This is a genomic window from Lentibacillus populi, assembly GCA_014642895.1.
Classification (GTDB): domain Bacteria; phylum Bacillota; class Bacilli; order Bacillales; family Amphibacillaceae; genus Lentibacillus_C; species Lentibacillus_C populi.
Map to the genome: position 1 here is coordinate 66,897 of BMJD01000011.1, position 15,823 is coordinate 82,719.

The 15,823-nt window shown below is 38.3% G+C and carries 14 protein-coding genes; 4 read left to right on the forward strand and 10 right to left on the reverse strand.

Features of this window, described 5'->3' with window-relative positions; translation table 11 throughout:
- Window positions 1-184 precede the first annotated feature (184 nt).
- From IEX12_RS09075 to IEX12_RS09090, 4 genes are all read right to left on the reverse strand, one after another.
- Window positions 185-1,639, reverse strand: a complete 1,455-nt coding sequence (locus tag IEX12_RS09075; RefSeq protein ID WP_102415704.1) for an anion permease — start codon at window positions 1,637-1,639, stop codon at window positions 185-187.
- 1,026 nt (window positions 1,640-2,665) lie between these two features.
- Window positions 2,666-3,064, reverse strand: coding sequence for a VOC family protein (locus IEX12_RS09080; protein WP_102415705.1), 399 nt, complete (start codon window positions 3,062-3,064; stop codon window positions 2,666-2,668).
- A gap of 172 nt (window positions 3,065-3,236) precedes the next feature.
- Entirely contained in the window at window positions 3,237-3,812 is a 576-nt protein-coding gene (locus IEX12_RS09085) for a pyridoxamine 5'-phosphate oxidase family protein (protein WP_286171046.1), read from the reverse strand.
- 445 nt (window positions 3,813-4,257) lie between these two features.
- Window positions 4,258-4,809, reverse strand: a complete 552-nt coding sequence (locus tag IEX12_RS09090) for a type 1 glutamine amidotransferase (protein ID WP_188724974.1) — start codon at window positions 4,807-4,809, stop codon at window positions 4,258-4,260.
- Between the two features lie 506 nt (window positions 4,810-5,315).
- On the opposite strand from IEX12_RS09090, the gene IEX12_RS09095 reads away from it, so the two are divergent.
- Window positions 5,316-5,741: a PepSY domain-containing protein gene (locus tag IEX12_RS09095; protein WP_188724975.1), complete on the forward strand. Its 426-nt coding sequence runs from the start codon at window positions 5,316-5,318 to the stop codon at window positions 5,739-5,741.
- Between the two features lie 311 nt (window positions 5,742-6,052).
- Window positions 6,053-7,468 carry a glycoside hydrolase family 18 protein gene (locus tag IEX12_RS09100; protein ID WP_102415709.1) on the forward strand — a complete coding sequence of 472 codons (1,416 nt, stop codon included), beginning with the start codon at window positions 6,053-6,055 and terminating at the stop codon, window positions 7,466-7,468.
- A 659-nt stretch (window positions 7,469-8,127) separates the two neighbouring features.
- On the opposite strand, the gene IEX12_RS09105 is transcribed toward IEX12_RS09100, so the two are convergent.
- From IEX12_RS09105 to IEX12_RS09125, 5 genes are all read right to left on the reverse strand, one after another.
- Window positions 8,128-9,228: an ABC transporter permease gene (locus IEX12_RS09105; RefSeq protein WP_102415710.1), complete on the reverse strand. Its 1,101-nt coding sequence runs from the start codon at window positions 9,226-9,228 to the stop codon at window positions 8,128-8,130.
- The gene (locus tag IEX12_RS09110) at window positions 9,228-10,487 is read right to left on the reverse strand and encodes an ABC transporter permease (RefSeq protein ID WP_188724976.1); all 1,260 of its coding nucleotides are present in this window, start codon (window positions 10,485-10,487) and stop codon (window positions 9,228-9,230) included. Before IEX12_RS09110 ends, IEX12_RS09105 begins: the two co-directional genes overlap by 1 nt.
- 14 nt (window positions 10,488-10,501) lie before the next feature.
- On the reverse strand, window positions 10,502-11,434 hold the full coding sequence (locus tag IEX12_RS09115; protein WP_102415712.1) for an ABC transporter ATP-binding protein: 933 nt from the start codon (window positions 11,432-11,434) through the stop codon (window positions 10,502-10,504).
- A gap of 116 nt (window positions 11,435-11,550) precedes the next feature.
- Window positions 11,551-12,183, reverse strand: a complete 633-nt coding sequence (locus IEX12_RS09120) for a response regulator (protein ID WP_102415713.1) — start codon at window positions 12,181-12,183, stop codon at window positions 11,551-11,553.
- The gene (locus tag IEX12_RS09125; RefSeq protein ID WP_102415714.1) at window positions 12,161-13,321 is read right to left on the reverse strand and encodes a sensor histidine kinase; all 1,161 of its coding nucleotides are present in this window, start codon (window positions 13,319-13,321) and stop codon (window positions 12,161-12,163) included. The genes IEX12_RS09120 and IEX12_RS09125 overlap by 23 nt, the downstream gene beginning before the upstream one ends.
- A 502-nt stretch (window positions 13,322-13,823) precedes the next feature.
- On the opposite strand from IEX12_RS09125, the gene IEX12_RS09130 reads away from it, so the two are divergent.
- The gene (locus IEX12_RS09130) at window positions 13,824-14,300 is read left to right on the forward strand and encodes a glutathione peroxidase (protein WP_102415715.1); all 477 of its coding nucleotides are present in this window, start codon (window positions 13,824-13,826) and stop codon (window positions 14,298-14,300) included.
- Between the two features lie 21 nt (window positions 14,301-14,321).
- The gene (locus IEX12_RS09135) at window positions 14,322-14,759 is read left to right on the forward strand and encodes a MarR family winged helix-turn-helix transcriptional regulator (protein ID WP_102415716.1); all 438 of its coding nucleotides are present in this window, start codon (window positions 14,322-14,324) and stop codon (window positions 14,757-14,759) included.
- A gap of 187 nt (window positions 14,760-14,946) precedes the next feature.
- Here the strand turns inward: IEX12_RS09135 and IEX12_RS09140 are convergent, their stop codons facing one another.
- Window positions 14,947-15,651: an LPxTATN C-terminal sorting signal domain gene (locus IEX12_RS09140; RefSeq protein WP_102415717.1), complete on the reverse strand. Its 705-nt coding sequence runs from the start codon at window positions 15,649-15,651 to the stop codon at window positions 14,947-14,949.
- Window positions 15,652-15,823 lie beyond the last annotated feature (172 nt).

The window sequence follows — 15,823 nt, forward strand, 5'->3', positions numbered from 1 at the left end:
GGAATGACATGTTGATTGTTACTTCCTATTAGAAATACAAAATAAACTTTTCTGTATTTCTGCATTACAACACTTTAATTTCAAAGGAGATTTCCCATTATCATTCACGTTATCTGTCAGCCATTGTAAGTGGCCGACAGATATACTGACTAAACCCTCAAATATCGTTCACATGGTGTTTTGATTACCATAAGCCAAGTAATTTCCACCAAAGTCCACCAACAAGAACCCAGATTAAGATATGAAGAACGGAAATTCCAAAGCCAATTCCCCACCATTTATTTTGAGTGACATAACCTGATCCAAAGAACACTGGCGCTGGACCACTACCATAGTGTGTAATACAGCCAAATAGGCTACCGAAAAATCCTAGAATTAAAGCCGTTAACATTGGTGGTGCACCTGCTGCCATCGATACAGATAAGAATGCTGCATACATTGCACTGACGTGTGCAGTTGCACTAGCAAAGAAGTAATGAGAATAGAAATAGATAAGAGCTAATGCTCCAAGAGCCCAGATCCATGACATCCCACTAACAGCGCCACCCATTAACTCACTAAACCATGGAATCATTCCAAGTGTGTTTAAGTAAGATGCCATCATTACTAAAGCAGCAAACCATACTAATGTATCCCATGCACCTTGTTCTTTTTTAATATCATCCCAAGATAAAACGGATGTTAATAAAAGAACGGATAAACCAATTAATGCTGTCGTGGTTGCACTAATCGCAATCTTTTCTCCAAATATCCATAGACCTAAAATTAATAGGAATACACTGATCATACTCCACTCAGATTTCTTTATTGGTCCCATTTCTTTTAACTTCTCAGTTGCAATTTGTGCTGCAGTTGGTGTTTCTTTAATTTCTGGCGGATATACTTTATAAATGAAATAGGGAATAACCAACAGACTTACCAGTCCAGGTACAAGCGCTGCAATTGCCCAATCAGTCCAGCTTATATTTACACCAGCCTCACCAGCAATTGTTGCAGCTAAAGGATTGGCCGCCATCGCTGTCATAAACATTGCAGAAGTAATCATATTCCCTTGGAAAGCTGTCTTCGTTAAAAATGAACCAATCTTTTTTTCAGTTCCATCTTCCGGATCTGAACCAAAAATTTGTGATAGAGATCGAACAATAGGGAAAATAATCCCACCACCACGTGCAGTGTTACTTGGCATTGCTGGTGAAAGAAGTAAATCACTCACTAGTAAAGAATAAGAAAGCCCTAGCGTTTTCTTCCCGAATTTATTTACAAATACATAAGCAACCCGGTTTCCTAAACCTGTCTTAATAAATCCACGAGATATAAAGAATGCAATGACGATCAGCCAAATGGTTGTATTTTGAAAACCGCTTAGTGCATCCTGTAATTCTAAAGTTCCAGTTAATACAACCGTTGTTATTGAGAGAATCGCGACACCCCCCATTGGCATTGGTTTTATAATTAAACCAACAATCGTTGCAACAAAGATTGCAAATAAGTGCCAAGCCTTTTCGTCTAATCCTGTCGGTGCACCTATAAACCAAATAATTGCTCCAACCGCTACTGTAATGACTAATGAAACAAAATTAACTTCTTTGTCCTTACTCACTTGTGCCGGCTTTCTTTCCTGCTTCCCAGCGACTCCCATTTGTATCACTCCCTCAAATTATTTTGAAAACATGAGTTTTTTGGCTCTCGCCCGGCAAGTGAATAAATTATGGCAATAACGTTCTTATCGGAGCTGTAACCCCTTGGTTACGTTTTGCGGCCTGAAACAGGCTGTTAATACCCTTCTAACCAGCCCATTGTTTAATTTCGAGCTAAATTGAACCACTCCATCATAATGTTTGTGTAACATTTTTGCCTCGTCTACCATAAGTTTTAACTGACAGCGAAGCCCCCACTGGATCCAATCTTTTAATGTATTTTGCCTTATATCGGAGGGATAGTTATTTATTTCCTGCCGGTTATATGTATACGCTAAGCTTAACAGTATTCAAATCCGTATCCCTTTAGGTGATCAACAATTTTCTTTTCTCTTTTTGTAAGGCAATATCTTGGATTTCAATGTTCATAGTTTCCACCCTTTGATTCTATTAGTCAGAATCTAGTATCAACATGGGTAGTCCATTTTAAACAGCGAAGAAACAGTTTTTTCTATATTAATCGCAGATATATTGTGAATATATTCACAAACAAACTTTCACTAAATTAGTGTGAAAAACTTTAATTAGATATTGGACAAATTCATCCTAGAAATATCGACGCTTCACATTTAATTCAATCTTCAATTTCTTTTTCATTAGATAAGAACTAGATAGCTGTTATATATGTAAGTATTTCAGCAGCTTGGGTAAAGCCTTTTAGTATGCTAAGATTATAAATTCTCTATTTCCATCGGCAACAGCTCCGTCCCAGCATATTTAACCAAATTCTATCCTACCAGTTTTTTTCAAATTATTATCAGCTCATCCATTATTATAATTTTTTAGGTTAAGTCATTGAAATAAACAAAATACAGGACAGAATCACTTCAAATAAAACTGTTATGCAATCCAAAAAATGGTGCGTTAATGGAATAATACTTAATTCTATTATAATCACAAAAACCCCTTTGGACAAAGCAAAATCCAAAGGGTGAAGCTTCGTATCTTGTGCTTATCTTGTTGTAGATTTATTTTGGGAGATCCAGTTGCCATGAAACACCAAATTGATCATTTAGCCAACCAAACTTCTTACTAAAACCATAGTCATCCAACGGCATTAGTGCTTGTCCATCAATAATAAGCTTCCCGTAAAGGTTATCGATCTCCTGTTCTGAATCACAAGTGATATAGATGGAAAACGAAGGCGTAAAGGAAAACTCATGCTTCACATTACTGTCGATGCACATAAATTCTTGTCCCTTTAAGGAAAAAGTCGCATGCACTACTGTACCTTCTTCTCCAGCTTCATTTGCTCCGTACCGAGAGATGCTCGTGATTTCCGAGTCCTCAATAAGTGATGTGTAATAATTCATTGCCTCTTCTGCCTTACCATCTTGAAACATCAAAAATGGTATAACCCTCTCCATTATAAATCAATCCTTTCCCACATTTTCTTAAGTTTATCATATGTGATCGCTAAAATTTTCTTTTCGGTTGCTCTCATTAAATGACCCAATTCAGAAGGACGCCCTCATATCAATAACTGTACCCAATTCCGGAAAAAGCATTATTCCATATTGATACCGTTGATTAGCATTCTTACTTTTTATCTTGCTTTGCTTTAAAAAAATCGCCACCCTTCCGTTCTTTATTATCCGTTCCCCAATGTATTTCTTTATTGAGCTTTTTTAGCTTGGGTATATGTTTTGAACAATGAATATAGGCTTCTTCCACTTCCATAACAACCCAACGTTCTGCTTTGCTTCCTTCTTTCTCCTTCATGTCACTTATTATCTCATCTGGTATTTCCAATAATGTTAATTGATCGTTCTCAACAATGGAGGCTTTGCCATTAACATGTAATCCAATTTGGTTTTCAACAAAATCTATAAACATTAATCCTATATGAGGATTTTCAATAATATTTCCCAAACTTGCCATAACACCATTTCCTTTATATTCGGGATACATCAAAGTTTTCTCATTAATAACCCGAACAAATCCAGGTGTACCCGCTCGGAAAGAGGAGTCACAGTTCCCGCCAGAATCAGCGGTTGAAATAAACATCATATCTTGTTGAGATATAAAATCTGTCATCACATGATTTAGGAAATCAAGCATTTGATTATTATAAAAAGCGGCAGCCTTCTTCACTGTTCCAAATTGTTCTTGCAATAAATGTTCTCCGCGTTCTACCATTTTACATCAATCCTTCCTTTAACCATTGCACAACGTACTTTGTTACAATTTTTACTCTGCACTTTAGTGTTATAGAGCTCTGTTCCTACCAGTAAATATACTCATGATGGAAAGAACTACCTAATTCTTATGATGATCGTGACTTTTATATTGCATGGGATTAACAACAGGCGATATCCAGGCCATTAAACCAAGTACAAGGCTCCCAAGATTAAGCCTCCATTTAATTAACTAGCACTTTTATTAAAGCAAAAAAATCTGGATGCCGATCAAATACTTTTTTACCCCAATTCTAGATGTGATTACCGTAAATAATTTAATATATCATATAATAATTTCTCGTTTTGACATCATAATTATCATGTTGAATTTCATCAATGTTTTGAACGAATTCTCCATCTGTTAAAAACTTAGAATCGTTCTAAATTATTTCTAAGATATTGTCTTTGGTTGTTTCTAGATGAAATTGCAGTCCAATGATATTTCCATCATATATAAACCCTTGATTTAAGCACCCTTTAGATCTAAACAACAATTGGCTTGTCGTTGGTGGAATAAGTTCTTCTTGATGCCAATGGAATACTTTGATTTCATCCGGAAAGAAATTAATTTTATTTTGTTCATATCTGGAAATATTAAAAAAGCCTGCTTCCTTTATATGGTTATTAACTACATCTCCATCGAAAGCCTTGGCTATTTGCTGAGCACCTAAACATATACCTAATACAGGTTTTTTTAAATTTTTAAACTCTCTTATCAATTCTCTTTCTGATTCTAACCATATATATTTTTCATTGTCATATACACTCATAGGTCCACCTAATATTATAAGTAAATCTGTTTCATTGTGATTAGGCATATCGCTATTCTCGAAGACTTTATGTATTTTTACTGAATGACCATATGATTTTGCCCAGTCCAATATTAATCCAGGCTTTTCAAATTCGACATGTTGAATAATAGATATATTCAATTTTAGTTCTCCTTCCTTTTTTAACATTATAGCATGAAAGATGTTGATCAGAGATGCAGTAAATCGTTTATATAAACAATTGAAAAACAAAAGGAGAAGCCACCTGATTTTAATGGCTGTTGTGGCACATATACCTTACATTAAAACAAAAATGGCTGCCGTACCCTAAATTACTCCATTTCTAACACCAACTTGTGAATGAATTTAACCAGAAGAACCTCCTTTACTTTAATGGAACATTTTCTGGTTTTATCTAGGTTGCAGCAGTTGGATGGGGAGCATTATCAAGCAGTTACTGACATGGCAACCCTTTACAAACACTGTTTTAATAATTTTTAATATTGCTCCTGCCACTGCCTGATCAAACGGGCATTCTTTTTATGCTTAATAAGTTTTTCAACAGTTATCATGTTTTCTCATTGAATTTTAATCGCAAATTCAAACTATCTTAATTTTAACAGGTTAATATGAGATTGTAAGAAAAAATAAACAGGAGGTATTCACAGATGAAAAATTGGAGAAAAAAATATGTTATTCCAACCATCGCTGTTGCAATGATTGGAACGACAGCAACTGGTGTTACAGTATTGGCAGATTCAGATGATCGCGATGACCACCATGAAAGAACGCAGGAAACTAATGTTACGAAAGAAGAAAGTAAACAGATTGCACTTGAAAAAGAACCTGGTACCGTTGAAGAAAATGAATTGGAAAGTGAGTTTGGCTCCCTTTTCTATGAAGTAGAAGTGAATGGAGAAGATGGCAATGAGCATGAAATTTTAATTAACGCAAGATCAGGAGAAGTCTTAGATCCTGGGAGTGACAGCAGGGATGACGATGGCGATGATGACAAATATGATGATGATGATAAAGACGATGACAATGACGATGACAATGACGACGATCGTGATGATGATCGTGATGATGATTAAGTCCGTAAATACGTAAGCTTTTAGAGGAGGCTGTCGCCAAAGCCATAGCTTTGGCGACAGCCTCCGTATTTACCCATGGATTTATGATCGCACCCCTTTTATAGCATTTAATTACTGGAAAAGAGAGGATGGTGGTATTCCTGTCCTTTCAATGCCTGCTTTTTTCATAAGTAAGACAAACCTTCAAAAGGTCCCTGCTCTACATTTTCCCACATACAGCAAACACTGAAAACTTATTCTTGATAGGCAAATACACATTTTCCGGGTTATAGCATAGGATACATTAATGAAAAACAAGGGGAGGTGTTCTAATGATTATCCATGTGGTCAGCACAGGGGAGACACTCTGGCAGATCGCTAACAGGTATGCTGTCGATATAAATGAAATCGTGCAGGTAAACGGATTGCCCAATCCAAATCAATTATTGGTAGGACAATCTCTTGTTATTCCTATGCCTGGTACTTCACATACGGTTCAAAATGGGGAGACGTTATGGTCGATTTCCCAACAATACGATGTGCCCGTTGCTACCATTATCCAGGCTAATCAGCTAGCTAATCCAGATGTACTTTCGCCAGGAAGCAGACTATTTATTCCGCCCATCACACACGTTATTCAACCAGGGGAGACCTTAGGACAAATCGCAAATCGCTATGGTACCACGATCCAGGCAATCATGAATGAAAACCAACTTGCAAACCAAAACATGATTTACCCTGGAATACAATTGATTATTCCAAGGAGAAAATCTGTAATTGAAGTAAATGCTTACTCGTATCAATCAGAAGAAGATGCAGTCAACAGCCTTCAAGCAATTGGTGACCTGCTGACTTATTTTAGCCCGTTTGCTTATATGATCAGGGAGGATGGCACATTACAACCATTCAACGACGAGCGTATGATTGATGCCGCCCTTAGCAAAAATATTGTCCCGATGCTTTCCATTACCAACTTTACATCGACACAAGCAGGCTCCAATGTTGCACATATCATTTTGAGTAATCAGGAACTAAGTAATCAGGTGATTACTAACGTCCTGCAAGTAATGGATGAAAAAGGATATAAGGTTTTGAACGTTGATTTTGAAAATGTGCTGCCAGAAGACCGCGAGAATTATAATCAATTCTTGCAATTAGCTGTTAACCGCCTTCACCCAAGAGGTTATCTCGTATCAACAGCACTTGCTCCAAAAACAAGTGCGACCCAGGGCGGACTGTTATACGAAGCACACGACTACGAGGCACATGGCAGAATTGCTGATTTTGTCATTCTAATGACGTATGAATGGGAGTACCGACTCGGCCCGCCACAAGCAATCTCTCCCATTAACCAAATAAGACAGGTGGTGGAATATGCTCTTTCTGTTATGCCGGCAGAAAAAATATTTTTAGGGTTCCAAATCTATGCACGGGATTGGCTTCTTCCACACGTTCAAGGCCAGGAAGCCGAGACATTCAGTCCTCAAGAAGCAGTCAGACGGGCGGTAACACATGGCGCAGCTATTCAATATGATACAACAGCCCAATCGCCATTTTTCCGCTACACAGATGAACAGGGTCGGCAACATGAGGTATGGTTTGAAGATGCCCGAAGTGCCCAAGCAAAATTTGATCTTGTCAAGCAATATAACCTTCGTGGCATTAGCTATTGGGCATTAGGATATCCTTATCCACAAAACTGGGTGTTGTTGAACGACAATTTTACGATTAGAAAATTTACACCCTAGCCAAATAAGTGGCGGGTTTCCATCACTTATTTGGCTTATCTGATCAAAATTTTAGCGTATATATCATTCACAAAACACCTGATAGAAAGCAACTTCATCTTTGTTATCCATTTTTCTTTAAGTGCTCTCTGAAAATATCCATTTAGTTCCCTTGTTTTTGGGACATCACATCCGGTCATATATATGTGGTAACAAATTGTTGGCCATCCAGACGTTCAATGGAAGTATAATAAAATACGTCTTCAATAACTGCAGCAACATAGAAATTTAATTGTTTTCTCCAAACAACTTATCAATTATGCTGTCTATTAAAGGGTCTCCGTATTCGAGGTATATCAAACGTCAATAATCCCGGTTCACAATGTACTTTCGGAAATGCTTGAGAAAAGTAATATTGCGTTGTACTCCATGCAGTATTGTATTACTCACATCGCCTTTTTGACACTGCTAGCACCCAGGATGGAAACAAAGTTAGCGTGGTTTTTTCTGCATCTTTTAAGGCGAACCTTCCAGGCAATTCCAGAACTCTCCAACATCAAGAAGATTATCCTTAATTTGAAAAGCAATGTTAGATTATACAGGTCCATTTGTATAAAAACAGGACCCAATGACAACGAACAAAATAATAAAACTATTAACTTCTACCACTTCTTTCTAACCTATCCTTTCCTGCGCTCAACCATATTGATACCGATCCCCATGTACAGAACTGCAATGAGCAGCATCAACGCCATAGATAACGTAATGTCACTCCATCCTGCATCAAATATAGCAACATTCATCATCGCGTCAACTGCATAGGTCAGCGGGAATAAGTCTGCTATGAATTGTAGAACAGGATTACTGATGGTACCGGGTGGCATATAAATACCACTGATAACTGGAATAATCGAAATAACGGAAGGATAGATCATATTAAATTTCTCAGGTGTATTCGCAATTCCAGCAAATAGCATGGCCAAACTCACTGTACTTAGTGTATAGACAGCAGCTATGACCAGTATCATCGGAAGGCTTCCTATATTATAATCCATGACATATTTAAAAATAAGAAAAACAATGAGCATTTGAACGAATCCAGCACAAAAACTATACAATAGATGACCAGCATACATACCTGTCTTACTCACTGGTGAGAGGATCAGTCGGTTCCAAACGCCACTAACCTTATCCGCAGCGATTCCATTAACTTTAAAACCAATGGTAAACATCACGATAAACAGTGTAAAACCAAATAATAACTGCATTCCCATATTATACTCCTGAAGCTCTCCTCCACTAAGTGTTTGGCTTTCAACCTTGACAGGGGGATGGTCCAAATAAGCCTCTATCTCATTTCTTAATTCCATCGTATTTTCTGTGCCTGCTGCAGCTTCAAGCTGAGCTTCTTTAGTAAACACCTGATGAACCTGCTGCTCGATAAATTGTATGTTTGGCATATCAGATGCTGTTATTAAGCGATAATCACTTTCCATTAAACGGATAGCTACATCACTTTTTCCTTCTCTTACCTGCTCACGTGCTTTTTCTTCATCTGTAATGACAAATTCCATATCACTACTATCGTTTAACAATGCTGTCCATTTCTGTTCCATTTCCTCAGCGTTGGGGCCAGTAGCAAAAACTGTAACAGAAGAAGATTGGTTTTGCCTTGAACCACCAAATATGACCGTTGCTAAAATACTAAGACCGATTAATAAAATAATGAACAGCGGTTTTCGTTTATCTTTCAGCCATTGCGCCATAAAAACCGGGTACACTATATCCTCCCCCTTTTCGGAAAGATGGACATCCCGATGCCAAAGCAAACAACAAATACTGCGATAAGAATGATAATTGGCAACAGCAAATCGTCAGCATTACCAAACTGGATCCACTCAATCAATACAGTCTGTGTCAGTCCGTTCGGTGTCCATTCTCCCATTTTTTGAATTATTTCCGGAAAACCTTGAATCGGGAAGAAACTCCCGCCAAGAACCCCAAGTGTCATGATAATAAGTGTAGAAAGTCCACTCACAGCGTTACTATTGGTTAAATTTAATGTCATAGCCGTAAATAAAGCGGATAGTCCGGCAACTGTTAAAGCAAACGCGGTCATGACAACCATTAATCCGAGCCAAAATGCAAATGGTTTTCCCGGAAATATATCCAGCAGCAATTGCAAACTGGCAAATACAATTACCATCTGTAACAAGGTCAGAATAAATGTAGAAACTGTCTTCCCTAACAGAAAATATAAAGGATTACTATCGGACAATACGATCCGGTTAAAAACGCGCTCCCGCTTCTCTGTTACCGTCTTTAATGCCACTGTCTGAGCCATAAATAATGCGAACAGCGTACTTATTGCGATCGTAAAATATCGGGAAATGGTATAGGTATCCACCCCTTCTACCACTTCTTTTCCCCCTTGCGGCAATTCAGGTTCTGTCGCTGCAGATTCCGCCTTACTACCAAGTGCAAATTGCAAGTTAAGGGAGTCGATAAAACTGTTTACAATATTTTGCAACGCCCTAACTTCTGCTGATTGGTCTTCTGCCATGATCGTTAATGCTACCTCTGACTCTTTGTTAAGCATGATTGCTGACGAAACATGATACGTAAATCCCTTTGGAATCTTAATGATGGCATCCAATTCACCATTATCGACTAATTCTTTTGCTTCCTTTTCAGGTAATTCCTTTGTGTTAACCCATTCCTTTAATCCTTTATTATTAAAAAAATCATGAATAAGCCTGCTCGGTTCGATACTAGCCGCCTGTTCAATCATTGTTGCCTTTTCAGCCTGTGAAAAATCCCCTTCCTGTATCGTTTCTTTAAACCTTTCCAGACCGGCAGATGGATCATCGTCCTGGACAATTGCTACGTCCAGATTTATTGACGCTTGATCGTCATTAAAAATACCGGAAAAGGCAAAGTTTAATATAACAATAAGGGCAATAGGAAGTAACAGGGCTGCAAGAATCTCCTTACGATCTCGCCAAAACACTAATAAATCTTTCTTTATAAATGAGCCCATCGTATTACCTCCTCTTAATCTCTAAGTGTTTTACCTGTCAAATGCAAAAATACATCTTCTAAACTTGGTGTTTCCACTTGAAAGTTCACAATTTGAATGTCCTCTTTTTCCGCTGCATGTACTAATTCACTCAGAATGTTACTGCCCTTTTTCGAAATAATACGCATGCCCTCATTGGTCTCATCCACTTGAAGTACCGAAGTAAAGGATTTTATCCTGTCCAGTAATGAATCACTCTGTCCGCTAAGCTGTACTTGTATCGTGTCTTCACTTGATAAAATACTTAACAACTCTGATTTACTGCCAGAAGCGATGATTTTACCGTGATCCATAATATACACGCGGTTACATAGTTGCTCTACTTCTTCCATGTAATGGCTTGTATACAGGATGGTTGTTCCACGTTCCACATTTAAATTACGAACCGTTTCTAAAATATGGTTTCTTGATTGCGGGTCAATGCCGACAGTCGGTTCATCAAGGATAAGAATTTCAGGGTCATGTAACAGGGCAGCAGCAATGTTCACTCTTCGTTTCATTCCACCTGAAAATGTTTTAACCAGCTCCTTTTGCCGTTCCTGCAACCCCACCATGTCAAGTACTTCCTGGATTCGGTCTTCCAGCGTATCTTTTTTAACTTTATAGATTTTGCCAAAAAACTTCAGATTTTCATATGCCGATAGCTCCTCATATAAGGCAATTTCCTGTGGGACTACACCAAGCACTTTTCTAATCTTGGATGGATCTTTGATCGTACTTTTCCCATCAAGCTTCACGTCACCAGATGTTGGTTTTAACAAAGATGAAATCATGGAAATCGTTGTTGATTTTCCCGCTCCATTCGGTCCAAGTAAACCAACCGACTCGCCTTCATCTAAAAACAGGTTAATTTCATCGACCACTTTTTTCTCTTTAAAGGTCTTACTAAGCTTTATCGTTTCAAGCATTACTTCGCATCCTTTCCTTTTTACTACGTTAAGAATACAAAAAAAGAAACAGTGTCACCACTGTCTCCAGTCACGAAGTATCGATATAACCATTACTTTCATCATTCTTTCTATTTTTATACCAGATTATGTCTGATCGCGTAGATAGCCAGCTGTGTTCGATCCCGCAATTCCAATTTCGTTAATATCTGACTTATATTATTTTTCACTGTTCCAACAGATATTGCGAGTCGTTCTGCGGTTTCATTATTGCTTAATCCTTCTCCAATACACTTTAATATGGCTCGCTCACGGGGGGTTAACGATGGATCCGCTTCTTTACTTTCCCTGCGATTCACTAATTGCGGAACGACTTTTGCTGCCACATGATCTTCAAGCGATAACCCGCCATCTAGTGCACTGCGAATCGAACGGAGCAGTGAATCTGTATCACCACTTTTCAGTATGTAGCCACTTACTCCGACTCGTAATGCCTCCATCACATACTGATCATTATCAAACGTCGTTAACATTAATATTTTTGTCTTTGGCCAGCGAGCGAGAATAACTTTCGCTGTTTCCAGACCATCCTTAATAGGCATTCGGATATCTAAAATCGCAATATCAAACTGCATCTTTTCACAAAGTTCGATCGCTTCTTTGCCATTATTTGCTTCTCCCGTTACCGTTAATTCTTTATCTGTCTCAATCATCATTTTTAAGCTTTGTCTCACCATTACCTGATCCTCAGAAAGGAGTATTCGAATCATTCTCATCACCTGTATTGGAAATTTTAATAAAACCACGTACAATAAATTGATCTTCTGTTTGATACACTGTCAAACCACCAGCAGCTTTTTCCAGCCGCTCCCGCATCGAACTGAGCCCAAATCCTTCCTGATATCGATGCTTTTCAGTAAGCGGATTCGTGATTTCAAAACGGAAAACACTGCCGCCGGGTGCTTCAAACACGATCTCAGCTTCCTTCGCATTACTATGTTTCATAATATTGGTTAATGCTTCTTGTACGGAACGGTAGATGATAAACGTCTGCTCACCTGTTAAGGGCGCGGTAAAGGCACCGTGTTTTATCGAAAAATAAATGCGGATCATGCTTTCCATTTCCAATTTGCGAATTAACCGCAATATTCCCGGAAGTCCCCCGGAATCACTAGCCTTCAGTGATTTTACCGCACTCCGTGTTTCCTGCAAACTTTCACTGGCAAGTTCCTTTAACGATTGTACCTTCGCCCTGTGTTCCTCCGGGGTTTGCAACCGAAACGCTTCCAGCTGCATAACTAAAGCCGTCAGCTTATGCCCTACCGAATCATGAATTTCATGAGCAATGAGTACCCGTTCTTCCTGTCTTACCATCTCTTCCTCAGAAACTACCCTTCGCTTTATTTCACGATATTCGTTAAAAAGTGCTTGGTACAGGGTATCAAGCTCATCCGACTGATTCTTCGTTCGCTTATAAAATATCACTGCTGTCAGAAATAAAAGCATGTAAATTCCGATAAACACTTGGTTAAATAGCTCCAGATTAGAATAAAAAACGGTGATAAGTAATCCGAAACATCCAATACCTCCTACGATGAAACTGCGGCCAATAGCCAAGCGGTAAAACCCTTCTGCAATCACAAGGGATACAATAAGAAGGAAATAGGGATTAAACACGCCATCATCGTAGGGAAATAAGGTCATCGTTGCAATAATTGCATTTACACTTAGCAGGGATGCTAATATATTCGGCTTTCGTTCTACTATAGGGATAATAAAAAAGATAATAAAATAAAGCGCCACTCCAAACAAACGTACCGTCAATTGTTGTACGGGCAGATTAAGGTAAAGAATGGAAAACGGCCAAACCAGTATGTTTAACAAAAGCCATAACCAGTATGATTTCATGATACACCCCTTTTCTTACACGATTACGTCGGATACACTGCCACTTCAACAGCCCATGCGAAGATTGTTCTATAGCTGCAGGAAGATTACTGTAAAGGCATTTTTAGTGCACAATAGTTTGCTGATACTCTACAGATCACTCCTTTGTTTTTTTAAAAATTTACTTTTTGAGCTAGGTGGACATATTTTTGGGGGGTTTTAGGAATCATCGTACAATTTTCTTTCAAAGTGCTGATCAACAATCATCGGCCTGCTTATTGAATATCATTATGTTATTTTTACCATAAAATCACCCTTTGAACAATGTATATCCAAAAGGTTAAAACGGTGCAGCTTTTTTATAAACGGTTCACCTTTAATTCAAATCCACACAGTCAAAACAAATCACAGGCATTTCAGCATTTAGTTTTTACTAGTTGCTATTTTCATTTATATCGTGTACGATTAAATCGTACACGATTTATCTTTGCGTAAACGAGAAAATTTAAGGAGGAACTGGCAAATGGAATCTGTCTATCAATTTACCGTGAAGAAAACCAATGGTGAGGAGCTATCATTAAAAGAATATGAAGGGAAGCCTTTAATCATTGTCAATACTGCAAGTAAGTGTGGGCTGACTCCCCAATTCAAGGGACTGCAGGAATTATATGATCAATATAAAGATCAAGGTCTTGAAATATTAGGTTTTCCATGTGATCAGTTCAATAATCAGGAATTTGATAATATTGAAGAAACGACTCAATTTTGCCAAATGAACTACGGTGTTACCTTCCCAATTTTCGCTAAAATTGACGTTAATGGAAATAACGCAGACCCTTTGTTTACCTTTTTAAAGGAACAGAAAAGGGGCATCCTGTCCAAAACTATTAAGTGGAATTTCACTAAGTTTCTTGTCGACCGCAATGGACAAGTTGTGGAGCGTTATGCTCCTAACACCGAACCAGATAAGATTCTAGAAGATTTAGTGAAGCTGTTATAATCCTATTTCTATGGTGATAAAATGAATGACTTCTTAACTCTGGAAAAACAATTATGCTTTGCCATTTATCAAACATCAAGTGAATTTACCAAATTGTATACTAGCGTCCTTCAACCATTTGGCTTAACCTATTCACAATACTTAGTTCTTTTGGCATTATGGGAAAAGGATGCGGTAACAGCCAAAGAATTAGGTGTCATATTGAATCTTGGAACAGGTACATTAACACCGATGCTTACAAGAATGGAAGCAAATGGATGGATTCGAAAAGAGCGTTCAAAGGCAGATGAACGTGTGATCTGCATTTATCTGCGAAAGAAAGCACGGCAAGAAAAACAAGCAATCACAAAGAAAATTGCCAAAGAAATACAAACTTGCCAGATCGAACCGGAAGAATACCAGCAGTTAATGCTGAGATTAAATCAATTGCAAGCTAAAATAAGCCGGCGCCAGGGATAAAAAAAGAGCCATTTTTTAAACTATAACGAGCCGTTTATTGAATTTCCTGCTGCAAATGATGGGGACGGAGCTAAGATGAAGTTTAATCCTTGTCTGAATTCATCGGCCTGTGTCTGGCCGCTAAATACGCTTATTATCATTAAGTAACCCCCTGAAAATGCAAAGGCACTCCGGGGGGTTACTACTGTTATGCTTTTTTCCTTTTTTGATACCATAATAGGAGACCAATAACGCATAATATCAAGCCTGCGAGAAAATAGTTAAATATACTTGTACTTGTATCTGGCAAAGATTCCCCGTTTGCCTTGTTGTTTTGATCATCGGAACGATCATTATCCTCATTTACATTACCATTCTCGCCATTATGGTTTTTCCCATTGTCCTGTTCCCCTGTGCCATTATCATCATTATTGCCTGCACCACCATTATCGCCGTCATTTTCATCGTCGGTGCCACCATTGTTTTCTTGATTGCCGTCCGTACCGCCATCACTTTTATCTCCGCCATTATCATCCTTGTCAGGAGAATCATCTTCCCCATCATCTTCCTCTTTTTCACCTGCCAGCATGACACTTGTTTCCGCCTGTATACCTCCGTTGCCTGCAAGGATCGTATATTTCCCGGGAACCGTATCCGTTTTTGGGAACCCTACCGTTGTTTTATATTCTTCCCTGGCAACTGGTAATACATCCAAGTAAAAAACCGTACTATCTGGTCCTACTATTTTCACCAGGACTTCATCCATACCTGTTGCTTCCCCTGAAATATCAAGCTCATCTCCTGGTCTGATTTCTTTTTTGTTAACCTCTATTGTTACAGATGCTGCAAATGAGTGCACAGGAAGCTGCATAATAAAGATAGCGAACAGCATTATCACAACACGTGCTTTCAATCCTTTTCCCCCGCTTTCCTAATAAATTTGTCCTTACAAGAGTGAGATAATGTCCCTCTGAACAGTTAAAACATGTAACACTTTAAGTTTCCTTTAAAGTAAAGTATTCAGCTTTAAAGGAAACTTACATCTGATTCGCTGCTGTCCAGTACGTTGAACCACTAAATGGTAG

Excerpts from the sequence above, each read along its gene's own strand:
- IEX12_RS09075 (WP_102415704.1), bottom strand. The coding sequence starts at position 1,639 with ATGGGAGTCGCTGGGAAGCAGGAAAGAAAGCCGGCACAAGTGAGTAAG.
- IEX12_RS09110 (WP_188724976.1), bottom strand. The coding sequence starts at position 10,487 with ATGGGCTCATTTATAAAGAAAGATTTATTAGTGTTTTGGCGAGATCGT.
- IEX12_RS09130 (WP_102415715.1), top strand. The coding sequence starts at position 13,824 with ATGGAATCTGTCTATCAATTTACCGTGAAGAAAACCAATGGTGAGGAG.
- IEX12_RS09100 (WP_102415709.1), top strand. The coding sequence starts at position 6,053 with ATGATTATCCATGTGGTCAGCACAGGGGAGACACTCTGGCAGATCGCT.
- IEX12_RS09125 (WP_102415714.1), bottom strand. The coding sequence starts at position 13,321 with ATGAAATCATACTGGTTATGGCTTTTGTTAAACATACTGGTTTGGCCG.
- IEX12_RS09095 (WP_188724975.1), top strand. The coding sequence starts at position 5,316 with ATGAAAAATTGGAGAAAAAAATATGTTATTCCAACCATCGCTGTTGCA.
- IEX12_RS09135 (WP_102415716.1), top strand. The coding sequence starts at position 14,322 with ATGAATGACTTCTTAACTCTGGAAAAACAATTATGCTTTGCCATTTAT.
- IEX12_RS09080 (WP_102415705.1), bottom strand. The coding sequence starts at position 3,064 with ATGGAGAGGGTTATACCATTTTTGATGTTTCAAGATGGTAAGGCAGAA.
- IEX12_RS09115 (WP_102415712.1), bottom strand. The coding sequence starts at position 11,434 with ATGCTTGAAACGATAAAGCTTAGTAAGACCTTTAAAGAGAAAAAAGTG.
- IEX12_RS09120 (WP_102415713.1), bottom strand. The coding sequence starts at position 12,183 with ATGATTCGAATACTCCTTTCTGAGGATCAGGTAATGGTGAGACAAAGC.